This is a genomic window from Zhongshania aliphaticivorans (assembly GCF_902705855.1).
GTDB lineage: Bacteria > Pseudomonadota > Gammaproteobacteria > Pseudomonadales > Spongiibacteraceae > Spongiibacter > Spongiibacter aliphaticivorans_B.
This window is the reverse complement of record NZ_CACSIJ010000012.1, coordinates 299,975-323,822: the sequence shown is the minus strand read 5'-3', so window position 1 is coordinate 323,822 and position 23,848 is coordinate 299,975. Positions and strand designations below refer to the sequence as shown.

Below are 23,848 nucleotides of genomic sequence, written 5' to 3'. Positions count from 1 at the left end.
ATCATGCCTCGTGTCGCTATGCTTGGTATTCACCACCTTGAGCACTGCTTATTAATAGAAACCCGCTCAGACCCGCATCCTTGGGGGCGGGTAAATTGGTTGCGCAGCCTTCGCGATGACCATTGTCTTGGTTATTGGCAAGACAATGAGTTGTTGGCGATCAGTGCGTATACCTTGGTTTTAGATGAAGTTAGCCTGCTGAATATTGTGGTCGACACCGATAGCCGTGGCAGTGGTGTAGGGCGGCATTTACTGACCGAAGGGCTTGAGTGGATGCAACAATTCGGCGGCCAACGCTGCTTGCTTGAGGTGCGGGTATCCAATACCGTAGCGCGGGCCTTGTATAGTAAGCTGGGGTTTGCTGAAGACGGCATCCGCAAAAAATATTATCCACTTGGCGACGGGCATGAAGACGCGGTATTGATGTCGGCCGATTTGCCGTTGCTGTAAATGATATAAATCCACACGCTTAGCGAAATTATCGAGATAGAAATTATGCAAGAAGTTGAGTCTGATTGGTGGTTCATTGGTTTGCCTGAAGAGTGGCGCACCGAGCAGGATGAAGACAGTATTCTGATCTTTGATCAGGACGAATTAGGCTGCATTAGCTTGAGTAGTTTACAGGCCAAGCACGGCAAAGCGGCGACTGAAAAAGATCTTTTGGCATTGATGAATGAAGTCGGTATATCGGTCAGTAGCGGCAAATCTTGCAAAATTGGTGACGATTATCGTGGCTGGGAGTTTGAAACTGTTGAAGAAGGAGACTATATTCGCGAATGGTTCTTATACGGCGGTGGTCATTTGCTACTTGTGAGCTACGCTTGCGCTGAAGACGACCGAGATATGGATCGCGCTGCGGTAGATCAAATTTTAGATACGCTGCGCCTAAAAAGCGACGAATAAAGGGATTTTGTAGAAATATTGAACAGGTTGGCAGTTTGGCCAAGATGGCTATGCTACCTTCCGCTTAACTAATTGGTTAGAAGTGACATAATGATTAAAATAATGATATCGCTATTTTTATCGCTGTTAGCTTTACCTGCTATGGCGGCGAACAGTGTGCCGACAAAGGGATCTAATCCCGCAAATTTACAACTGGCATCGGTCAGTGCGATGGTGGTTGATGCCGATACTGGCGAAGTCGTCTATCAAAAATATGCCGACATAGTGAAGCCAATAGCGTCTTTAACCAAGGTTATGACGGCAATGGTGGTGCTAGACTCTAAACAGTCGCTGCGTGAGAGCATTCGCTTTTCTCAAGCGGACCGCAAAGCGATTAACAATTATTACTCTCGTATTCGCGTAGATTCTGAGTTGCCCCGTGGCGAAGCATTGCGTTTGGCGCTTATGTCCTCGGAAAATTTAGCGGCGGCGGCACTGGGCAGAAATTATCCAGGTGGCACAAGCGCATTTGTCGCTAAAATGAATGCTAAAGCCCGTGCCTTAGGCATGAAAAATACTCACTACGTAGATACTAGTGGCCTGTCTCACCACAATGTGTCGACCGCCGCGGACATGGCCAAATTAATTGCAGCTGCAGCGAAATATCCAGTGATTGCTGAGTATTCGACTACCACAACCCACACCGCAAATTTTCGCAGCCCTGGGTATCGCCTTGCTTATGTGAATACTAATTCGCTGGTACGCTATCAGCGTTGGGACGTGGCAATGAGCAAAACGGGTTATCTCAATGAAGCTGGTCGCTGCCTTGTGATGAAAGCGAATGTCGACGGCAAAAATTTACTGTTTGTGATGTTGGACTCCTTTGGTAAAACTAGCCCAATTGGCGACGCCGGCCGCATAAAGCGTTGGCTTGAAACTGGCAAGGGCGGCAGTGTTGCTACCGCCGCACAGGTATATCAGAAAAAGAAAGTGTCGGAGCATCTCGCCGCGAGAACGACAGCAAGTATTCGTTAGCTTAGTTAGCGACACAAAGATTAAAGGCCTTTCTGGCAGCAGAAGGGCCTTTTGTTTTTTTTGCGGTAATTTTTGTATCCAACACTAATTAGCTGGCTACATCACACCGCTAATCTAAGAATTGACGTTCATAAAATTAAGGGTCTTACAGCGATGAATATTGAGTGGGAGGTGTTGTCATCTCCGGCGGAAAGTGGGGTTAAAGCGAAGTATCTTATAAATAGTGTAGCGCAGCTCGAGGCCGATTTTGCGCCTTTGCTGGCAGCCTGCGTCAATAAAGCGGTTGGTGAATTGCATAGCAGTATTCAAGATGATTCCCTTTACCTAATATTTGAATTTGATGAGAGCTTTGTCTTAAACGTTGTTGTGGCAGATGACAGCAAACTACAGGAATCGCCGTATCGGGTGGTTTGTGATATGGCTTCACTGCAGCCATATCTCGATGAGTCTACACATTGGAAATTTAAAGACGAGGGTTTTGCGGATATTGTTAAACACGAAATACGTGATTATTTGAGTACCTGCAGCGGGTTTATGCGCTATTCATTGGTGGCGGTGTTTTCTGAGGGCGACCGATCTAAAACTGAGTTGTTGTAAGGCATAGTGTTTCGGATTGAAGGAAGGAGGATCTCATTGCAGGTTAATATTATTGATTTTCCTGAGACCAAAATTGCAGTGATTGAGCATGTGGGGGCGCCAGAAGCGGAGGGGCAGGCCATTGCTAAACTCGTTGCATGGCGAAAAGAAAATGGCTTAGCACCGTCACCAGAGCATCGCAGCTATGGCGTGCATTACAATGATCCGCGAGCGGTAACCGCGTCGGCGTATCGAGTGGATTTAGCTGTTTCGGTATTAGACGATGTACTACCGAATACCTATGGCGTAATTAATAAGTGTATTCCGGCCTGCCGATGTGCGGTGGCGCGTCATATTGGCTCCCGTGACAATGTTGAGGCTGCGGCGTATTTATATCAGCATTGGTTACCACGCAGCGGCGAGCAGCTCGGGAACTTCCCCATATTTTTTCATTACCTAAATGTGGGTCCCCATATTGCAGAGAAAGATATGTTGACCGACGTATACCTACCCTTGGGCTAATTTAAGATGACGCTTTCATCTGCGTCGTATTATTAGCGTATGTGTTCATAGCGAGTCGATTTCTGAGTGAATCGAGCTGAGTTTACCCAAAGTCGGTCTGCTTAACGTACAATAGCGCCTTTGATCGATAAGGCGTAGTTGATGGCGATTCAGTGGTATCCAGGGCATATGCACAAAGCCCAAAAGGCGATAGCCGAGGTCTTACCTCAGGTTGATCTGCTGATTGAGGTCTTGGACGCACGTATTCCCAACTCCAGTGAGAATCCTGCCATCGCAAAATTGCGTGGCGATAAGCCCTGTATCAAGGTGCTGAGCAAGGCTGATTTGGCCGACCCTAAAGTGACTGCAGAGTGGCAGCAATACCTAGAAAGAGATCGCGGCGTTAAGTCATTTACCACCACCACTGACGACCCGACTAAAATCAAACAGCTCATTGAGCTGTGCCGCAAAATGTTTCCCGCCAAAGACGCCAGTTTAAAAACCATTAATACCATGATTGTCGGTATTCCTAATGTGGGAAAATCGACCTTAATTAATATTTTGGCGGATCGTATTATCGCCAAGACCGGCAATGAACCGGCAGTTACAAAAAGTCAGCAGCGTATTAATTTGGGTAGCGGCATTGTGTTGTTCGACACCCCTGGTATTTTGTGGCCCAAAATTGAAAACCCCAACAGTAGCTACCGCCTTGCAGTAACTGGCGCGATTAAAAATACTGCCATGGAATATGACGATGTTGGCTTTTACGCCGCCGATTATTTAATTAAGGCCTACCCTGAATTACTGCAAGCGCGCTACCAACTCGATAGTATTCCAAACACTGAATTGGCATTTTTAGAGGCTGCCGCGCTGCGTCGCGGAGCCTTAAGTGCGGGAGGGCGTATAAACCTTCATAAAATTTGCGAAGTATTAATTAATGAATTACGTGCTGGTACATTGGGCCGTATTAGTCTTGAAACACCGGCGATGATTGAGCGAGAAAATCTCGCGGTTGCTGAAGCTAAAGCTAAGAAAGAAGAAGAGAATCAGGCGCGTAAACGTCGTTTTAAAGAAGGCTCTCGCCGCTCTGACGATTGATATAAAACCGTAATAGGAATCAACAATGGTAAATAACGATGTGTTGCGCCGAGTGCGTTACATCTTTGATTTTAATGATGCAAAAATGATGGCGATTTACGGTTTGGCAGATCACCATGTTTCTAGAGAAGAAGTGAGTGCGTGGTTAAAGAAAGAAGGTGATGAGGGCTACGAAGATTGCAGTGATTTGCTGCTGGCGGCATTTTTGAACGGTCTAATTGTCGATATGCGTGGCGCCAAAGATGGCCCGAAGCCCGCAGTTGAAAAACGATTGACGAATAATATGATTTTTATGAAATTAAAAATCGCATTAAGTCTTAAGGCTGAAGATGTCATGGCTATTTTAGAATTGGCTGACTTTAAAATTAGTAAGCACGAGTTAAGCGCTTTCTTTCGCAAGCCAGATCACAAGCATTATCGAGACTGTAAAGATCAGATTTTGCGAAATTTTTTAAAGGGTTTACAGTTAAAATATCGCAATACTAGCGACGACGAATCTTAGTATTACTCTGGGTGGGTGCATAAGCTAATTAGGTTTGCGCCCACTGCCGTAATAAATTGTGGTAAACCCCAGTGAGCTGAATAATCGCAGGGTGGTCTTCATTGCCCTGGCTTAGATTCTGAATGCTCATATCCATGTCGTATAACAAGCTGCGTTTTTCGTCGCTGGCGACCATACTTTGCAGCCAAAAAAAGGAGGCTAGACGCCTGCCTTCGGTAACGGGTGTGACTCGGTGTAAGCTGGTTGACGGGTATAAAATCATATCGCCCGCAGCGAGTTTGATGCTCTGTGTGCCGTAGGTATCTTCAATCACCAATTCTCCGCCGTCGTATTCTTCTGGCTCTGAGAAAAACAGTGTCATCGATAGATCGGTTCGTACTTTAACCGCCGTACCCTTTACCTGCCGAATAGCATTGTCGACGTGTACGCCAAAGGAATGGCCGCCTTGGTAGCAATTAAACAAGGGGGGAAAGATTTTTAGCGGTAGTGCAGCAGACATGAATAAATTGTTTTTGGCGAGCGCGGCTAAAATAATGTCGCCAAGCTGGTTTGCCGCATTGGAATTTTCTGCTAACTGAATATTGTTTTTATTCTTTGCTGATTGGTATCCCGCGGTCACCTTGCCATCTACCCATTCTGCGGCTTCCATAATACTGCGGCAGTGCGCGACCTCTGTTTTACTGAGAAGAGCGGGTATTTTAACGAGCATGTTTTTAAACCTTTAACGAAAACGCCCCGCATAGGCGGGGCGGTGATTTTTCCCTGACACTTACATTATTGCGTGTTAGGAATTAGAACTCCAGACTTGCGGTAAGTGTAACGCCGGTACCAGGTCCGGGCACGCCACGGCTACCACGGGGTTTTAACAGATATTTTTCATCAGTTAAGTTGTTGGCATTTAGCTGAAGCTTAACGTTATCAGTCGCTTGGAACGACGCGGTCGCGTTAAGTAAGGTGGTTGCATCTAGCTCAGTCGTGTCACCATTCTCGTATTCGCCAATGTACTGCAGACCACCACCCACTTGCCATGCGCGATCAATTTGGTAGGTAGTCCATAGGCTGGCGCTGTGGTCAGGCGTATTGAAAATAACCACGCCAACTTCTGCTGGATCGCCAGAATCTTTGATTTCGCTATCGGTATAGGTGTAGTTGGCGATGATCGCCCACTTTGATGTGATGGTGCCGTTAATGCCTAGTTCTATGCCTTGTACTACTTGCTCACCGTCGAGTACTAGCGCGTCGTCGTTGTCGACGTCGTTGGTCGCTGCGTTGGTTTTAACCGAGCGGAATAGTGCTGCATTGGCAAGAACCTTGGCATCGAACAGTTCCCACTTGGTGCCGAGTTCTAAGATTTGATCTTCTTCAGCATCTAGGTTTTGTTCATCCGATGACAGTGTTAGGTTGCTGCCCAGAGGCGTTTGCGCATTGCCGATACCAAAATAAATACTGCCGTTTTCAACGGGTTTATAGGTAATGGCGGCGTTCCAGCTTACTAAGGTGTCGCTAGATTTATAGGTGTACGGTGAGGTGATGCTGCCGTCGCGGTTGGTGGATGAATAATCCTGTGTGTAATCTTGATCGTAATCTTCAACACGCATACCTACAGTGAGCAACCACTGAGGTGTAAAGGTAAGGGTGTCACTTACAAAGAAAGAAAGTGCGTCGTAGGTCCCTTTGCGCTTTCCGCCCGTGCGGGTAATAGAGCCGTTGTAAGGATCGTTAGTTACGGGGTTGTATAGGTCAACATTGGCTGGGTTGTCGTCGGTGTTCAGCAACTCGTAGTAGGTGTATTCCTCTTGGGTGACATCAAAGCCTGTGACGAGATTGTGTTGAATTCCACCGCTGGTAAAGTCGCTGCGCAGGCTTGTCTGATTAGAGAGAATGTCACGGTCTTCGTCGCGACTTTTTACACCGCCGCGGCGGACTTCACCGGTAGCTGAGTCAAAGCTGGGACGGGTGAAGGCGGCAGAGGTTTCGGTGGTGCCGATAAACGTCTGGTTGCGCAGGCTTAAGGTCTCGCTAAAGTTGTGTTCAACGGCAAATTTGAATGTGGTGATTTCGTTTTCGTCGAAATCGCGGTTTTCAACACCGTAGTAATTTTCTGCGGTAGATTCGTCTAGGTAGCGCTGGCCGTTGGCGTTAGTGAGTAATGGCACGCCGCCGTCGGGGGTGTTGTCTTGGTCTAGATAGGTAATGCCACCGGACAAAGTTGTTTTATCTGACAATAAGTAGGTTAAGGCGCCGGCAAAGGCGCTGCCTTTGTTTTTAGTCACGTCACGGCCAGGTACGCCACTGTCTTGTGTCATGAGGTTGATGCGGCCGGCTAAGTTGCTCGTCAATGTCGCATTGATATCTGCTGTGGCGCGCAGTTGGTCTTCGTTGCCGACCATGATGGTGCCGCGTTTAAACTCTTCAAATTTTGCAGTCTTGCTTACTAAGTTAACCGAACCACCCGCTGAACCACGGCCGCTAACAGTTGATGATGGGCCTTTGGTAACTTCTAATTGCTCAAGGTTGAAGGTGTCGCGGCTGTACGCGCCAATATCACGAACACCGTCTACATAGAGGTCGTTGGTCGCGTCAAAGCCGCGAATACTCAGGTTGTCACCAGCTGCTGCGCCGCCTTCACCTGCTTGCATGGTGATACCAGAAACATTACGCAGTGCATCGCGAAGGCTGGTCACGGCTTGGTCGCGCAGTATTTGCTCAGGTACAACGGTGATGGTTTTTGGCGTGTCGGCCAGCTTTTGGGTGTACTGGGGGGATGAGGCTTTTTCTGCTTTATAAGGAGAGATGACGGTAGATTCAACTTTTACTGCAGGTAGAGTTTGCTGTGCTTCTTCTGCCGCTAGCGCTGGCAATGCAGTACTAGCTATTGCAAAGCCAATCGCTTGCGCGAGTAATTTACGTTGCGGTCGGTTTACTTGGTGTAGGTCGGTCACGTTAAGTATCTCCTGGATAAGTCTCTAGTGCGGCCACTTTTTGTGCGGCTGCGGATATATAATTTAGGTGAAGCCTGAAGTCGGACATATAGTAATGAGAATGAATATCAAATACAAATAGTTTGTATTTAGATTAGTGTTTTATTTGGTGCTTACCTAAAGGAGCACAGTTGGTGGGCATTTTTTGCTGGTAAAGAAGTGGTATGGAAGGAATGTGAGCTCATTTTTGGTGCTTTAAGGTCGTGAGCCGACACTTTATTGTTTAGTGTGGCCCTTACCTCAAAAGCTCGTGTTTTATCGATTGTTTTTCGCGATATTGTCCCGTATTTTGTAGGCATGACTGGCAGAAAAGCTAGGAACAAGGTGCTTTGCACAAAGCAAGGATGCGCCTTCTTTAGCAGTTAATAGGATAAAAATAATGATTAATGAGATTGGCCCTGTTCACACCCGTCGTCAGGGTAGAATATTGCACGTTATTTTAAGTCGCCCCGCCTCAAAGAACGCGATAAATGAAGAGATGGTGACCTCTTTATACCACTACATACGAGACGCCGCGCAAGATGACTCGGTCGGGGCGGTGGTGATAGAGGGTGCTGGGGACGCATTTTGTTCGGGCGCAGATATCAAAAATTTGGCGCTAGGTCTCGAGCACACCCGTAAATATTCTACCGAAGTCTTATTACGAGTGGGGGCCGAGGCCGCCATGTTATTACATGAGATGCCCAAACCGACCATTGCGATGATCCGTGGCCCCGCTGTTGGTGGCGGCTTGTCCTTGGCCTTGGCCTGCGATTTTCGTCTAGCTGACACGACGGCCACCCTAGGATACGCCCATACTAAAATAGGCCTGTCTGGTGATTTCGCCGCCGCGTATTTTCTAAGTAAATGGATGGGCGCGGGTAAAGCGCGGGAATTCTGTTTGCTTTGTCCAACTTATAGCGCAGATGAAGCCTTTAAAAATGGCTTGTTAAGTAAAGTCTGTGAGGTGGATGCCCTGTGTGGCGAAGTGGAGAGCTTGGCAACGCGCTTAGCCGATGGGCCGACAAATGCGCTGGGATGTATTAAAAGCAATTTGAAAAACGCCGAGGAAATGAGTTGCGAGAGCTATATCGCAGAGGAAATTAAAAACTTCCAACGCTGTCGCAATAGTGAAGAACACCGCGAAGCCTTGGCGGCATTTTTAGAAAAGCGGGAGCCCGTACTTCCCCGTGTAAACCTTGCAAGATAAGAGCAGCAGCCAGCCGTAAAAAGTGGGATCACCAAATCCCACTTTTTAATATCCATCTTCTAGCGTTAGTATTAGTCGCTCTGCGAAAGCCGGCGGCCGCTTACACTGCGTAATTCAACTATTTCATTCAACCGTGTTTTTATTCATTGCGGGCATTCATGCGTACAAGTTGGGACATATTTTGCCATGTTATTGATAATTATGGCGATGCGGGCGTGTGTTGGCGCTTGGCGCGGCAATTGGCAGAAGAGTATGACGCTGAGGTGCGGCTTTGGGTCGACGACCCTGAAACCTTGGCGCGCCTGAGTGGGATATCCCCAACTGGAATTTCCAGTTACGCCCCGCGGCAGATTGGCCGCGTTTGGGTTCATTATTGGTCGCCGGAGTGGCGGGAGGTTGTACCCGCCGACGTGGTGGTCGAGGCCTTTGGCTGTCAGCTGCCTCTAAAGTATCTTGCAGCAATGGCTGCGCGATCAGTCCCTCCTCTGTGGCTAAACTTAGAATATTTAAGTGCCGAAGATTGGGTGGCGGGCTGTCATGGCCTGCCGTCGCTACAGCAAAATGGACTGCAGAAGTATTTTTTCTTCCCTGGTTTTAGCACTAACACCGGCGGATTGCTTCGCGAAACGAACTTGTTGCAGCGACGGAGTGCGTTCCAGCAAAATGACCGTGCTAAAGCACAGTTTCTCAGTACGATTGGTGTGGATGAGATTGCTGACAGCACCTTGGTTTCTTTGTTTTGTTATGAAAACCCCGCTCTGACGCAATGGCTTGATGCGATATGCGAAGGTCAGCGACGTTATCATTTTTTGGTGCCAGTGGGGAGGGTTGTCGGAGATGTTTGTCGATGGCTGGGGCGGGAGGCGTTTGAGCTGGGCGAGCGTTATCAACGGGGTAGTGTGTGCATACAGTTCATCCCTTTTTTGAGCCAGCCGGACTACGATTTATTGTTGTGGAGCTGCGATTTTAATGTGGTTAGGGGGGAAGACTCCTTCGTTCGCGCTCAGTGGGCAGCGCGTCCATTTTTATGGCATATCTATCCTCAGCAAGAAGGTGCCCACTTTGTTAAGTTAGATGCATTTTTGCGTTGCTACAACGAAGGTTTAAGTGCAGGCGCAAAGACCGCCACGATTAGCTCGTGGCTGGCCTGGAATACGGGTGTATTGCCGGCAGATATGAAAGATCGGCTATTCGTCGGAGGGGCCGATCTGGTGGGGCACTCAGAGGATTGGGCTGCGTATTTAGAGGGGCAAAATAATCTTGCAGAATCGCTAGTGCAGTTTTACCAGAATTGGGTATGATACGCAGCCAAAAAAATTGCTGGCTTATATCAATCTCCATTCGGATAAACCTATGAAAACAGCACAAGAAATGAAGCCCAATAGTGTGATTCTGATCGACGGCCAGCCTTGGATGGTTCAGAAAGCAGAATTTACGAAATCTGGCCGTAACAGTGCCATTGTTAAAATGAAGTTGAAGAACCTATTGAGTGGTTCTACGACGGAAACCGTGTATAAAACCGACGATAAAGTAGAACCCGTTATCCTTGAACGCATTGCGGTAACCTACTCGTACGTTGCTGAGTCTATATATGTATTCATGGACGAAGAATACAATCAGTACGAACTAAACGAAGAAGATATCGAAAGCGTATTACCTTACATTGTTGATGGCATGAGTGATATTTGCGAAGCCGTATTCTTTGAGGGCAAAGTAATTTCTGTCGATCTACCGACCATGGTTGTTCGTCAGATCACTTATACCGAAGGCTCGGCTCGCGGCGACACCTCGGGTAAAGTCATGAAGCCAGCCAAATTGAGCAACGGCACTGAAATCAAAGTTGCCGATTTCTGTGAAATTGACGATTGGATAGAAATTGACACCCGCACTGGCGAGTATAAATCGCGCGCTAAAGCCCCCGTTTAAGCGGACCTGCGAATAAAACAACCCGGCCGCTGTGTGCAAACATAGGGTTGGGTTTTTTTAGGCTCTCAATTTATAGCTTTGGCGAAAACCACATATGACTTGCTAGGGCTTACTGCCATGAGTAGGTGTTTTTGACCGGATTGTTACATCCTTGTGTGCCAAATTTCCTAGCTCTTTCATTAATGATAAACCCCCAGTATCGGCATTGGCGCGACGTGGCGTGTGTATACGTCTATAGTGCAGGTGTGCGTGTTGCGAACTACCTTAGTTCGCGGCTTACGTCAGCCGTTTGGGAGTATGTTGTGGAAGCTGTTCGTCTTCGTTACCAAACCATTGATGTTCAAGGGTTTGATATTCACGTCCGTAGTCTTCGCGATAATCAGCAGTTTTCAGATACTTTGGGTGAGGCCGAGGCGTTGGGGATTTCCTCTGCGCAATGGTCGCTGTTTGGCGTGGTGTGGGATTCTAGCGCGGTACTGGCAAATGAAATGGCGACTTTTGCCGTTGAGGGGAAGCGTATTTTAGAAGTCGGCTGCGGTTTGGCGCTGACCAGTTTATTACTTAATGCACGACATGCTGATATTACTGCCACCGATATTCATCCTGAAGCGGGTAATTTTTTGATAGAAAATGTGCGTTTGAATAGTGGGATGAAAATTCCGTTTTTGCGTACAGGGTGGAATGATCTTAGTGATGGGCTAGGCGAGTTTGACGTCATTATTGGCTCCGATATTTTATATGAGCGTGAGCATATTGCCTTGTTGTCAGAATTTATTGAACGCCACGCTAAACCGCAATGCGAGGTGATATTGGTTGATCCCGGTAGATTAAATCATGCAGCGTTTAGTAAAAAGATGGTGACCTTGGGTTACTCCCATAGTCAGCATAAGCCCGAAACTAGCGGCTTTTTGACGGAAGAGTTTAAGGGGCAAGTACTGCATTATTTTCGGCTTAACTAAGGATCCTAGGCCTCGGCATAGCTACTGTCCCTGTATTGCCCCCTAATACGCGCCATCCTTGGTGCTATTTGATTTTGCGCTGGTTTTTGCCGTTCGTGACGTTATGCTAAAGTTTTGAACCGTTTGCTTAGTGTTGATGCGAGCCACCAATATCATTGCCCTGGGTGTCATACATGCCTGAGCTGCCGTGTTCAATAAATCCTAGTCGGATCATTTTTCGTAAAAAGGGATCTGATTCGCTGTCGCCAATGTCGGCGTAGTCAGTAGTTTTATAATCTGAATATTGTTTAAAAAAATGATTAATGCTGTTCTTGTCCGTCGTCTTTTTGTTTAGTGTCCACTCTTGTTCCCGCGATCCACTTTGCATGTGATAGGACTTTACTAGGCGATAAGCAGGCAGCCAAACTAGGGTGGCAGTGTAATTTTTTTCGGCTAATAAATAGCTTTCTTCGCGTTCACAGCCGCTGCCTTCGCGATTGCTTAAACTCATTTTCTGTAACAGCGAATCGGCGACAAGTTGGGTTTTCATGCTCCAGTCATCGTCGCCGTTTACATCTTTCACTTCGCTTGGTGAATATTCTATGCCGCGTTGATAGGCGTCGAAATAGCGATTCAGTTTTATGCTATTGCTGTGGTTGCGTTCCCATATTTCTGTAATTCCCTTGGCTGGAAATTGCTCGGCCACACTGTTTTTCTGGCGCCATAATATCAGTTGTTTAGTGGTGGTTTTTTCTGTCTGTGCAGTATTGCGACTGGTGACTTGGTAGTGGGCGCTGATAGGGGTGTTGGGGTTGCACTCTTCAGCGTGTGTGGGCAGTGCGATGATCAAGGCGCCAATGAAAAGCATCGCTGCTTTGGGACGATTAAGAATAGGCTTAAAGCGTGTTGCGAACGTCACGGGGAAATCCTTGCGAATGTCAGTTTGTCACTTTTTAAAATAAAGACGCTGGCGTGAACCAGCGTCATGATGGTCTAAAAGTTTTTATTATTTAATCAAGGGGCCACTTGCTTGCTATTGGCTTTGTTCACAAGGTCTGCTGCGTAATTCATTACGTGAAAGACCATGTTTTGCTCGTTAGTGCCGCTAACCAATGCGGCGCCAGGGCCGGATGCATATACGCCAACGTCTTCGCCCGCATGGGTTTCTGAACCGAGAGGAATTAATGCCTCTTGATGGAAGCCCGGAGCTTGAGTATTAATTTGCGACAGGTCTTTGCGGCCAGCGTCAATTGCTTGGTTGTAGGCTTCGTCAGCGTCGGTTTCATTGCCAAGATCGCGGAAGCCCAAGCCGTTGGTGTAGCCCAATGTCGTATAGGGTGTGCCATCGGCGGCCAGCGATGGGCTGTTAGAGCCAATACCGACGACTTTGCCGAGGATGGGGTTGCCGCGTTTAGGATAGCCAGCAATAGTGAAAACATGGCTGTGGTCGGCGGTGACGATAATGAGCGTGTCATCGCTATTGCTAAGTTCAACGGCCTTGGCGACAGCTTCCGATAATTCTACTGCGTCGTTTAGCGCATTGTAGGCGTTGCCAGCGTGATGAGCGTGGTCAATACGGCCAGATTCAACCATCAAGAAATAGCCATTGTCGTTATTGTCTAAGATCTTGATTGCTTTTTCCGTCATCTCACTTAGCGAGGGTTCGCCGGCAACGTCGTTGCCACGGTCGGCTTCGTATTGCATATGTGATTCATTGAATAAGCCGAGTACCTTGCTTGTGCTTTCGGTATCGATGGCGTCAAAACTAGTTTGGTCAAAAATGTAATTGCCACTGGGGTAGCGTGTTTTCCACTCAGCGGTTAGGTCGCGACTGTCGGTGCGATCACCTTCAACGCTGCTGACGGCGTCTGGGCTGTTAAATGCCACGTCTTTAGGTAAAAAGCTGCGACGACCGCCGCCCATGACGACTTCGATACCATCTACATCGACGCCATTAATGCGGGCTTCTAAATTAGGCTCAAAGTTAATGAGCTGCGATGCGATGTCTTCACAGCCAGCGCTTATTGCTGCGGCGGGCATGTCGCCATCGTCTTCCCAGTCGCGGTCAGCAGATTTTGCATAAGTCGCTGCGGGGGTGGCGTGGGTGATGCGGGCGGTAGACAGTATGCCGGTGGACTTGCCGGCAATTTCTGCGAGTTCAAGGGCGGTAACTAATTCATTGCCTGCAACGGTTGTGCAGTCGCCGCGAACAATATTTTCATTCACGCCAATCACACCAACGTCGGTTTTTACGCCGGAGATGAGTGCCGTCATAGTGCCGGCTGAATCTGGCGTTTGCGCATCGACGTTATAGGTTTTTGCTAAGCCGGTGTAGGGGAAAAGGTCGAAGCTTAGATTGTTTTCTTCGCCTGATTGCCCCTTAAGCTGGCCAGCAAGAATACGGGCGGCGGTCACGGTAGAAATACCCATGCCGTCACCGACAAAAAGGATGACGTTTTTTGCCGCGCCGCGATTGAGGTTGGCTTGGGTGGTGGCGGCTATTTTTGCTTCTGCGTCGCTATACCACGCATTGCTGCGGGTATTTTCAATAATGGCAGCGTTACTATTGTTGTTTGAGCTGCTCTTTTTGTCATTGTCGCCGCCGCAGGCTGCGAGGCCTGCTACGGCCGCGCTTAAAATTGCTACTTTAAAATATTTCATGGTCACTCTCCTTATTCGCTGGCCAGCAGATCAAGTGCTTGATTGATCAAGTGGAAAACTAGGTTCTGCTCGACAACGCCGCGCACAAATTGTGAGCCAGGGCCGCGGGCGTGAAGGCTGATATCTTCGCCGGCATGGGTTTCAGAATCCAGTGGTACTAATGCTTCTTGGTGAAAGCCTGATGATTCTGTGTCGACACTGGCAAGATCCGCTCGTCCTGCTTGAACGCCTTCAGAATATACCGCGTCGCCATCGGTGGCGTTGCCAAGGTCGTGAAAGCCAAGGCCATTGGTGTAGCCGACAGTGGTGTAAGGCATGCCATCGGCGGCGGTAGTTGGCGTTGTTTCACCTACGTTAACCACCTTACCCAGAATCGGATTACCGCGTTTAGGGTAACCGGCAATGGTGAATACATGGCTGTGATCGGCGGTGACCAGAATTAAGGTGTCGTCTGCGCTGGTGGCGTCGGCGGCGGCTTTTACTGCATTAGACAATTCAATCGCATCGGTGAGTGCGCTGTAAGCACTACCGGCGTGATGACCGTGATCGATACGACCCGACTCCACAACTAATATATAGCCTTTGCTATTGTTGTCTAAAATGTCGATGGCCTTTGTGGTCATTTCAGTCAGCGATGGCTCGCCGGCAACGTCATTGCCACGGTCAGCCTCGTACTGCATATGTGACTCGTTAAACAGGCCAAATAGTTTGGTGGCGGTGTTGGCATTTACGCCGTCAAAACTACTTTGATCAAACACATAGTCGCCGTTTGGGTAGCGTGCTTTCCACTCCGCGGTGAGATCGCGGTTGTCAGTGCGATCGCCCTCAACACTACTTACCGCGTCGTCGCTGTTAAACGCGGCATCTTTGGGCAAAAAGCTGCGACGACCGCCACCCATTACTACGTCTAAGCCATCGACGTCTGCGCCTTCAATGCGGGCTTCTAGGTTGGGTTCAAAATTGATTAGTTGCGATGCAATATCTTCGCAGCCTGCGGCTTTGGCATCGTCTGGCAAGTCGCCATCGTCTTCCCAGTCGCGGTCAGCGGATTTTGCATAGGCTGCCGCCGGGGTAGCGTGGGTGATACGTGCGGTAGAAATTATCCCCGTCGACATGCCTTTTAATTCGGCAAGCTCAATGGCGGTGATTAATTCATTGCCGCTAACCGTACTGCAATCACCGCGCTCGATGTTTTCTGAGACGCCAAGCACGCCGGCATCACTTTTTACTCCAGACATCATCGCGATCATGGTACCGGCTGAATCAGGTGTTTGCGCGTCCACATTATAGGTTTTTACTAAGGCGGTATGAGGAAAGGTTTCAAAGCTTAAAAGACCTTCCTCGCCTTGATTACCCTTTTGCTGACCTTGGAGGATGCGTGCGGCGGTTAACGTAGACACCCCCATGCCGTCACCTACAAAGAGGATGACGTTTTTTGCTTTATTGGGTGTGGTCGCAGCGGCTTTAGCGTTTGTGCTAGTGGCGGCGTCGGTATACCAGGGGTTGCTGGTCTGATGTGCGGGCATTACCACAGCGGCGGCGTGCGACGCAATTGCGATGGGCAATACCCCTGACAAAATGGCGGTTCTTATACGCATGTGAAGGCTCCTAGTCTGGAAATTTGAAATTTCCTTTTGTCGGTATGGCATGGCTGTAGCTGTGAGCGGTGGTATTGAGCAGGGCTCTAATACCAATGAGTGGTTAAGAGACTAGGGCGAAAGGTTTACAGTTTGATTGCGTTTATATAGAAGTTTTTAGACGAAATGATGACAGTGGTGCGTGACGGGCCGACATCGGTGGAAAGGGGGCGGTGGACTTGTGCGATTGTTCCCGTTCACCTTTGAAATCGAAATCGGGGATTTATAGAAACTTGCGACGGTAGGTGGTTTTGGCGCAGCCGGTATCGGGGGCGAGCGCTAACGTTGCCCAAACAAATGCGTGGGTATTTCTCACCCAACTAGAAATAGTAACTAAATATATTCTCACTTTACCTTTGATAATCATTCTCATTAATAGTATTCTTGCGCGGCTGTATATTGCTAGTTAATTCCTGCGCGCTTAAGAAAGCTGCGCTAAGCAAATAGGCAGGACACAGTGCTGGCTCACCGGGTTGATGGACTAGGGTGGTGATCTTAAACACATATCACGGAATTTAAGCGACAAAATGAAGGCTGCGGTAACGCGATACAACGCGGAGAGCTACGGTTCGGCGACAGTGCGAGTAGGAAATGCTGGCAGCAAACACGGTTGTCTGAAAAATGGCGGCTGGATTATCGAGAGAGTCGCGCAGTGAAGTCGGCATACGACTCTTGGTGGGGGCTTTTATTAGTGCTCGCCATACATGGTGGCGCTATCGCAGCGGTGGTGTATATCCCATCGCCGGAGCACAAGCAGGTGGTAATGCCCAGTATTCAGGGGGTGCTGATCCCCGCGCCACCGGCCGAGGCGGTGCAATTACCGAGTGAGAGAAAAACGCCTCCGCCAGAAAAAACGCCGGAGCCGCCTAAACCAAAGCCCAAACCCAAGCCGCTGCCAAAACCTAAGCCCAAGCCGAAACCGAAACTGCCGCCGCCACCTAAAGCGCCACCATCGGAAAAGGCGATTAGCCGCGAAGAGCAGGCAGAAGAGCAACCGGCACCGCCGCCTCCCGCGCAGAAGCAGGCACGGGTTTCGGAAAATGACAACAAGACCTTGGGTGCGCCGATTACGCCGCCGCGTCATGACGCCAACCCCTTAAACAATCCGGCGCCTGCGTATCCGAGTATTTCTCGGCGCTTAAAGGAAGAGGGCATCGTGGTATTGGAATTACTCATTTTGCCGAATGGCACAGTGGGTGAGGTGAGAATTAAACAGTCCAGCGGCTTTGAGCGATTGGATAAGACGGCGATGAAGGCGGTGAAACGCTGGCGCTATTTACCTGCTAAACGCGGAGATGAGCCCATTCCATACTGGTATTTACAACCGCTGGAATTCTCATTGAACCAATAGTGGCGAGAATGTTAGATCTTTATTTTTTACGACGCTGCGGTTGCAGTCGGCACAACTGAATTTGAGGATGTAGTTTTATGGAAAACCCCTATGGCGTAGAGGCCTTGTGGACACAGGGCGATATGGTCATCAAGGTTGTGGCGGTAATGCTACTGGCGATGTCCATCGCATCTTGGTACGTGATTGTGATTCGTTCATGGCGCTTGTATCGCCTGCGTAAACCTGTACGCGCCTTGATTGATTTTTGGCATGCGCAAAGTTTTGCTGAGGGCCTGCACATGCTGGGCAATCAGCAAAACAACCCTTTCCGCAACCTTGCCGAAGAAGGGCAGTCTGGCTTGGATCACCATGTAAATCACAAAGCCGATCTGCATGGGCATTTGCCTTTGGCCGAATGGCTAACCGCCTGCTTAAAAGGCTCAATCGACGAAAGCTCAGAAAATCTTCAGCGTGGACTCGCGGTGTTGGCATCGGTTGGCTCAACCGCACCATTCATAGGCTTATTTGGCACCGTGTGGGGTATTTACCACGCCTTGGTAAACATTGGTGTGTCTGGCCAAGCGGGTATCGATAAAGTGGCGGGGCCAGTTGGCGAGGCCTTAATCATGACCGCCTTTGGTTTGGCGGTCGCGATTCCTGCGGTATTGGCATACAACACCTTGGCCCGTGGCAATAAGGCCATCATCAGTAAGTTAAATCGTTTTGCGCACCAGCTACACGCCTACCTCATTACCGGCGCGGCGCCCGCAAATCGCAGCGGCGATGTTGTTAGCAGCTTAGCCAAGGCGCAGCAAAAGCGCGAGGGAGTGTGATATGGCATTTGGTGGCGGCTTGGACGATGACAGCAGCGAGGTAATGAGCGAGATCAATATGACGCCGCTGGTAGACGTTATGTTGGTATTGCTGATTATTTTTATTATTACCGTGCCCGTCATAACCAACTCGGTAAAAGTGGATTTGCCCCGCGCTGACAATACTCCCAACGATATCAAACCTGATGCGGTAACTCTGTCGATTACCGCCGAGGGAATAATTCATTGGGATAAAACTGAAATGACAATGGAGGCGCTGGAACAGCGTTTAATCGCCGCGGCGGCGAGCCCAGTTCAGCCAGAAGTGCATATTCGCGGTGACCGCAGTGCCAGCTACGAGCATGTATTAAAAGTGATGGCGGCAGTGCAACGATCGGGAATTTTAAAACTCGGCTTTGTTACCGAGCCAGAGAATTAAGCCCAGTGATGATTCGCGATTGCGGAATTAGAGTGACGTATTGGAAGCCTAATTTATGGCGCTAAAAATTATTCCTGCGCACTGGCATCTTGGCTCCCTGCGTCAATGGCATTGGATCAGCTCGGCGGTTTGCCTAGTGGGAATGCTCATGTTTGCGGCCACAGGTATTACCCTTAATCACGCTGCAATAATTCCAGCCACGCCGGTAGTGACCTCAATAGAAAGTGTTTTACCGCCGTCTGTGTTAGATGCGGTGATTGTGCCCGACAGCGAGAAAGCCCAGTTGAGTAAAGAATTGCGGGCATGGTTAGAGCACGAGTTGAGTATTTATATTCCCGCCTCGGCACGGGGCGAGTGGAGCGACGAGGAAGTGTATGTCGCGCTGCCAAGGCCGGGTGGTGATGCATGGCTGAGTATTGATTTAGCCGGTGGCGATATTTTATATGAGCGCACGACACGGGGCTGGATTGCGTATTTAAACGACCTTCATAAAGGGCGTGATACCGGTACGGCTTGGAGCTGGTTCATCGATGTATTTGCAATTGCCTGTGTGGTGTTTTGCGTGTCTGGCTTACTGCTATTGCAGCGTCATGCCGGCAGTCGGCCTAGCACCTGGCCAATGGTTGGTTTGGGCTTAGTGATACCGCTGATATTAATTATTTTATTTGTCCATTAACTGTCTTCTCGGGGTGAAACTTATTAAACATTTCGCTGACATTAGGCCTTAAAAAGGAAGGGAAATTTGATGATCAAGAAAATGACGGCGATGACCTTGCTGGGCTTTGCGTGTATTGGCGCTGCACAGGCAGGGGACTTGGCGCTTTCTGTAGAGTTACCGCGTATTGATGTGGCTGAGTATCACCGTCCCTATGTTGCAATGTGGGTTCAGAACAAGGATAGCGGCGACGTTACTAATTTGGTCGTATGGTATCAGCTTGATAAGAGCGGTGAGAAAGGTGAACAGTGGCTGAAAGATATGCGCCAGTGGTGGCGCCGCAGCGGCCGGAGCTTAGATATGCCGGTGGATGGTATTACCGGTGCGACTCAGCAACCGGGTGTGCACATCGTAGATACAAAAAATCTGAAGAATTTAGCAGCGGGTAGTTACAAATTATATGTTGAGGCCGCCCGTGAAGTTGGTGGTCGCGAATTATTGCAAATCCCATTTGAGTGGCCGGCTAAATCTAGTCAGCTCTTGGAAGTTCAAGGCAAAACCGAGTTAGGAAAAATTGCACTACAGCTGACTCCGTAAGTATTCGCAGATTTTTATTGCAACGCTTGCTGCGTATTCACATACACGAAACATGATTGGGAATGAAAATGATGAAAACGAAATTACCACTTATTGCTTTATTAGCTATGTCGCTGCCCCTAGTGGCCAATGCTCACCGTGCATGGGTTTTACCCGCCGCCACAGTATTGTCTGGCGAGAATGCCTGGGTAACCTTTGACGCTGCTGTGTCTAACGATATTTTTTACACCGACCATGCTCCTATGCGTTTGAACGGCATGAAGGCTATTGGCCCAGATGGTAAAGAAGTAGAAATGCAAAACCAGCATACCGGAAAATACCGTAGCAGCTTTGATTTAGAGTTGAGTAAAGAAGGTACATATAAAGTATTCAGTGCCAGCAGTGGGCTTCGCGCGCGCTGGGAAACGGAAGATGGCAAACGCGGCTTTTGGCCTGGCCGTGGTGAAACACCAGCACCCGGTGAGTTTGAAAAAGCTGTACCCAAAAATGCAAAAAAATTGCAGGTAAGTCAGTCATCGCGTCGTATGGAAACCTTCGTTACTGCCGGTCAGCCTAGTAAAACGGTATTTGAATTGCAGAACGAAGGCTTGGAAATGCAGCCCATTACTCACCCCAATGATTTGTTCTCCGGTGAAAAAGCCCAATTCCGTTTTATGATCGATGGCAAGCCTGCAGTCGGTGTTGAAGTTACGGTTATTCCCGACGGCTCGCGTTACCGCAACAGCCCAAATGAAATTAAAGTTGTTAGCGACAAGAAAGGTGTGGTCAGCGTTGAGTGGCCATCAGCGGGACGCTACTGGCTAGAAGCTGAATACCAAGACGATAAGGCCGCGAAGCCAGCGACAACACGTCAAGGTAGTTATTCAGCAACATTGGAAGTGTTGCCACAGTAAGTTTTAACTGCGCGCTAGTTTATCGTGGCCCTTTGGGAGCGATCACTGCTGGTTGTGGCGGTGTCAAGTTTGTACGCATTGCTATGGGTGTATTGCCTATGGCAATTTCGCCGCCGCAATAGTGGCGGTGTGCAATTTCCTGCCAATGCAGAAAACCAGTCCGCGGCCTCTGTGCTGGTGGCTTATGCCAGCCAAAGCGGCATTGCCCTCGGCTTGGCCCAACAAAGCGCAAACGCATTACAGGCCGCTGGGCCGGTGCGGGTGCTGCCGCTAGACCGAGTGAACGACGAGGTCTTGGCGAGTACAAAGCACGCGTTTTTTATTGCCAGTACCTATGGTGAGGGTGAGCCACCGGATAATGGCAATCGCTTTGCAAGGCGCTACCTAAATAGCGATTCTTCGCAGTTTTCTCATTTAAAATTTGCGGTATTGGCGCTGGGTGACAGCGCCTACCAACATTTTTGCGCTTTTGGTCACAAGCTGCATGCGGGTTTGTCTGGCCATGGTGCTGAGCCGGCGTTTGCACCTTTAGAGCTTGACGGAAACGACGACACTGCAAAGGCAGACGTCATGCAGCGCTGGTATCGACAGCTGCAAACTTTCGGTGCAGATATTCCTTCGCAAATGCCGAGGGCTGTCGAGGCTGACTATCAAGCTTGGCGTTTGGAATCTCGTCAAGTGCTTAATCAGGGCAGCTTAGGTGAGCCATTGCTTCATTTACGATTTTCTTCTTTGCAAGAAAATGATCAGTGGCAAGCGGGGGATATCGCAGAAATTATTCCGCGCAACAGCGCAAAGCGTTGTGCGGAGTTTGCCGCCCAGCATCAACTCGATGGCAGCGTGGTGTTATCGATAGAAGGTGAATCTCGTAGCCTACTCGAAGAACTTGCTCGCAGGGATTTAACAGCTAAAAACATTGCGGCGCCAGATGGCAATAACGTAAAAGCTATTACTGCGTGGCTTAATGAATTTCCTTTATTGGCCAAGCGAGAATATTCAATTGCGTCGATACCGCAAAGTGGATGCCTTGATTTACTGGTAAGAGTGCAGTGCACTGATGGCGTGCCGGGTGTGGCGTCGAACTGGCTGGGTGTGCACCTCGCAATTGCCGACACCGTTATGCTGCGCTTGCGCAGCAATCCACTATTTCATGCGCCGGCGTCGAATATACCAATGATTTTAATTGGCAATGGATCGGGATTTGCCGGATTGCGTGGGCATATGCAGGCCCGTAACTTGAATGCCCGTCATGACAACTGGCTGCTGTTTGGCGAACGCAGCCCCGACGCGGATCGCCTATTTAAAGAAGAAATTGCGGACTGGCAAAATAGCGGATATTTGCCGCGTATTGATTTGACCTTCTCGCGGGACCCCAATCAGCCCGCCTATGTACAAGATGCCATTTTGGTAAATGCCGAATCAATAAAAGCATGGGTGGCGACAGGGGCTGCAATATACGTCTGCGGAAGTCGCGAAGGCATGGCGAGCGCAGTAGACCAGCAACTTCGCGCCATATTGGGCGACAGCCTTGTTGACGCCTTAAGCGACGCTGGCCTATACCGCCGCGACGTATACTAATATTTTGGGTCAGTGTAAAAACTCCTTACGTAGAGGCCAGTGTGAATATCGGTTCTTTGCATACATTCGAGTACCGAGCGTTCCAATCTGAGTTTTTACACTGCCCCCCAAATATGTTGGCTGAAATACCCGTAGGGTGGTTTGAGGGTATACTCAGCATAATTTTTTGCGTTTAAAACGAGGGGTTTTTCCCCTTGCTGTGTTTAATCAGTAATACTTTTTTCACTGCTCAGCGATGAATGTCGATTTTGCGCTGAAGCGCCCGCAATGGTTTTTTATAAATGAATAATTCCCCGCGTTTAAGTAGTTCTCGCAAGGCTGTCATTTGGGTTGTGATATTGCTGCTCTTTGTTGTCGGTATTTGGTATTTGTTGGGCCGCACGCCGCCAGCACCAGAACCAATGATGCGGCGTGGCTGGGGTGGTCAAACCTCCTCGGTGAAGGTGGTTCCTGTTGAAATGGGTGGCCTTGATGTGCAGGTTCGTTCTATTGGTACGGTTACGCCGCTGAATACCGTTATTGTCCGCAGTCGGGTAGGGGGTGTGCTTAATAAAATCACCTTCACAGAAGGGACAGAGGTTAACAAGGGCGATTTGTTGGCAGAGGTTGATCCTGCTCCCTACCGGGCACAGCTAGAACAAGCACAAGGTCAGCTACAGCAGAACCAAGCGCAGCTTGCCAATGCGGAAGTTGATTTAAATCTGTATCAAGGGCTTTACGCTGAAGACTCTATTGCTCGTCAACAGTTAGACAGTCAGGCGGCGCTAGTGCGGGAATTAAAGGGTGCCAATAAAAGTCAGCAGGCCCAAGTTGACGACGCGCGCTTGCAGCTGTCTTGGACACGTATTGAAGCGCCGATCTCCGGTCGTTTAGGTTTGCGCCGTGTAGATGCCGGTAATTTAATCGCTGCCAACGATAGTGACGGCATTGTGACCATTACTCAAACCAAGCCTATCGCGGTGATGTTCACCGTGCCTGAGGTCGAAGTCCCCGCATTGGTAAAAGCCTTTAACGGTGACAAATCGTTGCGGGTCGAGGCCTTAAATCGCAATGAGCAAACTGTAATTGCCACCGGCAAACTCGCGACTTTAGATAATCAGATTGATACCACCACGGGCACCTTGCGAGTGCGGGCGGTGTTTGACAATACGGACAATGAATTATTTCCGAATCAATTTGTGAATGTGCGTCTTCGCTTAAATAGTATTGACGATGTATTAACGGTTCCCGCCGATGCAGTTCAGCATGGTTCTCAAGGCAGCTATGTTTATGTGGTGGAAGACAGTAAGGCGTTTATTCGTCAGGTGACGACGGGTATTGTCGACAGTGATCGAGTTGCTATTACTGAGGGCTTGAAGCCCGGTGACCGAGTGGTACTAGAAGGCTTAGATCGTTTACGCGATGGTCGTCAGGTCATTGTCGAAGGCGATGTGCCGATAGTAGGTGCTGACTCAGCACAGGGGCAGCGGCCCCGTGAAGGAAAAAATGCGGAGCGCGGTGAAGGCGGTCAGCGGCAGGGTATGCCAATGCGCGACGGCGCAGGCAAGGGCCAAGATGGTGCCGGTGGCCAGCGTTCGAATCGCGACGCTAGTACTCCCACTCCACGTAATAATTAGGC

24 protein-coding genes are annotated in these 23,848 nt (G+C 49.1%); 19 read left to right on the top strand and 5 right to left on the bottom strand.

What is annotated here, in order from left to right:
- Positions 1-3 precede the first annotated feature (3 nt).
- The 7 genes from rimI (at position 4) to GVJ32_RS08450 (ending at position 4,594) form a co-directional block, all read left to right on the top strand.
- Complete coding sequence (gene rimI, locus GVJ32_RS08480) at positions 4-450, top strand: ribosomal protein S18-alanine N-acetyltransferase (protein ID WP_159239621.1); 447 nt, start codon at positions 4-6, stop codon at positions 448-450.
- 45 nt (positions 451-495) lie between these two features.
- Positions 496-903 (top strand): hypothetical protein, encoded by a 408-nt coding sequence (locus GVJ32_RS08475; protein ID WP_159239620.1) that lies wholly within the window; start codon positions 496-498, stop codon positions 901-903.
- A gap of 90 nt (positions 904-993) precedes the next feature.
- On the top strand, positions 994-1,917 hold the full coding sequence (gene pbpG / locus GVJ32_RS08470) for a D-alanyl-D-alanine endopeptidase (RefSeq protein WP_235035091.1): 924 nt from the start codon (positions 994-996) through the stop codon (positions 1,915-1,917).
- A gap of 153 nt (positions 1,918-2,070) precedes the next feature.
- Entirely contained in the window at positions 2,071-2,514 is a 444-nt protein-coding gene (locus tag GVJ32_RS08465; protein WP_159239619.1) for a hypothetical protein, read from the top strand.
- Between the two features lie 36 nt (positions 2,515-2,550).
- On the top strand, positions 2,551-3,015 hold the full coding sequence (locus GVJ32_RS08460; protein ID WP_159239618.1) for an AraC family transcriptional regulator: 465 nt from the start codon (positions 2,551-2,553) through the stop codon (positions 3,013-3,015).
- Between the two features lie 141 nt (positions 3,016-3,156).
- Positions 3,157-4,092 carry a ribosome biogenesis GTPase YlqF gene (gene ylqF, locus GVJ32_RS08455; RefSeq protein ID WP_159239617.1) on the top strand — a complete coding sequence of 312 codons (936 nt, stop codon included), beginning with the start codon at positions 3,157-3,159 and terminating at the stop codon, positions 4,090-4,092.
- A gap of 25 nt (positions 4,093-4,117) precedes the next feature.
- Complete coding sequence (locus GVJ32_RS08450; protein WP_159239616.1) at positions 4,118-4,594, top strand: DUF1456 family protein; 477 nt, start codon at positions 4,118-4,120, stop codon at positions 4,592-4,594.
- A gap of 28 nt (positions 4,595-4,622) precedes the next feature.
- On the opposite strand, the gene GVJ32_RS08445 is transcribed toward GVJ32_RS08450, so the two are convergent.
- Complete coding sequence (locus GVJ32_RS08445; RefSeq protein ID WP_159239615.1) at positions 4,623-5,303, bottom strand: Fe2+-dependent dioxygenase; 681 nt, start codon at positions 5,301-5,303, stop codon at positions 4,623-4,625.
- 82 nt (positions 5,304-5,385) lie between these two features.
- Positions 5,386-7,536, bottom strand: coding sequence for a TonB-dependent receptor (locus GVJ32_RS08440; RefSeq protein ID WP_159239614.1), 2,151 nt, complete (start codon positions 7,534-7,536; stop codon positions 5,386-5,388).
- Between the two features lie 418 nt (positions 7,537-7,954).
- Between GVJ32_RS08440 and GVJ32_RS08435 the strand changes: the two genes are divergently transcribed.
- From GVJ32_RS08435 to GVJ32_RS08420, 4 genes are all read left to right on the top strand, one after another.
- Positions 7,955-8,764, top strand: coding sequence for an enoyl-CoA hydratase/isomerase family protein (locus GVJ32_RS08435; protein WP_159239613.1), 810 nt, complete (start codon positions 7,955-7,957; stop codon positions 8,762-8,764).
- A gap of 158 nt (positions 8,765-8,922) precedes the next feature.
- The gene (gene earP, locus GVJ32_RS08430) at positions 8,923-10,065 is read left to right on the top strand and encodes an elongation factor P maturation arginine rhamnosyltransferase EarP (RefSeq protein WP_159239612.1); all 1,143 of its coding nucleotides are present in this window, start codon (positions 8,923-8,925) and stop codon (positions 10,063-10,065) included.
- Positions 10,066-10,117: 52 nt separating this feature from the next.
- A complete protein-coding gene (gene efp, locus GVJ32_RS08425; protein ID WP_159239611.1) occupies positions 10,118-10,690 on the top strand; it encodes an elongation factor P in 573 nt (190 codons plus the stop codon).
- A 302-nt stretch (positions 10,691-10,992) separates the two neighbouring features.
- Positions 10,993-11,649, top strand: a complete 657-nt coding sequence (locus GVJ32_RS08420) for a class I SAM-dependent methyltransferase (RefSeq protein WP_159239610.1) — start codon at positions 10,993-10,995, stop codon at positions 11,647-11,649.
- Between the two features lie 127 nt (positions 11,650-11,776).
- Here GVJ32_RS08420 and GVJ32_RS08415 read toward each other — a convergent pair whose 3' ends face one another.
- The 3 genes from GVJ32_RS08415 to GVJ32_RS08405 all read right to left on the bottom strand — a co-directional run bounded on the left by GVJ32_RS08415 (position 11,777) and on the right by GVJ32_RS08405 (position 15,887).
- Positions 11,777-12,547, bottom strand: a complete 771-nt coding sequence (locus GVJ32_RS08415) for a hypothetical protein (protein ID WP_159239609.1) — start codon at positions 12,545-12,547, stop codon at positions 11,777-11,779.
- Between the two features lie 95 nt (positions 12,548-12,642).
- Positions 12,643-14,289, bottom strand: coding sequence for an alkaline phosphatase (locus tag GVJ32_RS08410; RefSeq protein ID WP_159239608.1), 1,647 nt, complete (start codon positions 14,287-14,289; stop codon positions 12,643-12,645).
- An 11-nt stretch (positions 14,290-14,300) separates the two neighbouring features.
- A complete protein-coding gene (locus GVJ32_RS08405) occupies positions 14,301-15,887 on the bottom strand; it encodes an alkaline phosphatase (RefSeq protein ID WP_159239607.1) in 1,587 nt (528 codons plus the stop codon).
- Positions 15,888-16,578: 691 nt separating this feature from the next.
- On the opposite strand from GVJ32_RS08405, the gene GVJ32_RS08400 reads away from it, so the two are divergent.
- The 8 genes from GVJ32_RS08400 to GVJ32_RS08365 all read left to right on the top strand — a co-directional run bounded on the left by GVJ32_RS08400 (position 16,579) and on the right by GVJ32_RS08365 (position 23,846).
- Positions 16,579-17,277 carry an energy transducer TonB gene (locus GVJ32_RS08400; protein ID WP_235035089.1) on the top strand — a complete coding sequence of 233 codons (699 nt, stop codon included), beginning with the start codon at positions 16,579-16,581 and terminating at the stop codon, positions 17,275-17,277.
- A gap of 77 nt (positions 17,278-17,354) precedes the next feature.
- Positions 17,355-18,089, top strand: a complete 735-nt coding sequence (locus GVJ32_RS08395; RefSeq protein ID WP_159239606.1) for a MotA/TolQ/ExbB proton channel family protein — start codon at positions 17,355-17,357, stop codon at positions 18,087-18,089.
- Position 18,090: 1 nt separating this feature from the next.
- On the top strand, positions 18,091-18,507 hold the full coding sequence (locus GVJ32_RS08390) for an ExbD/TolR family protein (protein WP_159239605.1): 417 nt from the start codon (positions 18,091-18,093) through the stop codon (positions 18,505-18,507).
- A gap of 55 nt (positions 18,508-18,562) precedes the next feature.
- Positions 18,563-19,183, top strand: coding sequence for a PepSY-associated TM helix domain-containing protein (locus tag GVJ32_RS08385; protein ID WP_159239604.1), 621 nt, complete (start codon positions 18,563-18,565; stop codon positions 19,181-19,183).
- A gap of 69 nt (positions 19,184-19,252) precedes the next feature.
- Positions 19,253-19,759 (top strand): DUF2271 domain-containing protein, encoded by a 507-nt coding sequence (locus GVJ32_RS08380; protein WP_159239603.1) that lies wholly within the window; start codon positions 19,253-19,255, stop codon positions 19,757-19,759.
- A gap of 68 nt (positions 19,760-19,827) precedes the next feature.
- The gene (locus tag GVJ32_RS08375; protein WP_235035088.1) at positions 19,828-20,652 is read left to right on the top strand and encodes a DUF4198 domain-containing protein; all 825 of its coding nucleotides are present in this window, start codon (positions 19,828-19,830) and stop codon (positions 20,650-20,652) included.
- A 60-nt stretch (positions 20,653-20,712) separates the two neighbouring features.
- Positions 20,713-22,230 (top strand): flavodoxin domain-containing protein, encoded by a 1,518-nt coding sequence (locus GVJ32_RS08370; RefSeq protein WP_159239602.1) that lies wholly within the window; start codon positions 20,713-20,715, stop codon positions 22,228-22,230.
- A 281-nt stretch (positions 22,231-22,511) separates the two neighbouring features.
- Entirely contained in the window at positions 22,512-23,846 is a 1,335-nt protein-coding gene (locus tag GVJ32_RS08365) for an efflux RND transporter periplasmic adaptor subunit (RefSeq protein WP_159239601.1), read from the top strand.
- Positions 23,847-23,848: the final 2 nt, after the last annotated feature.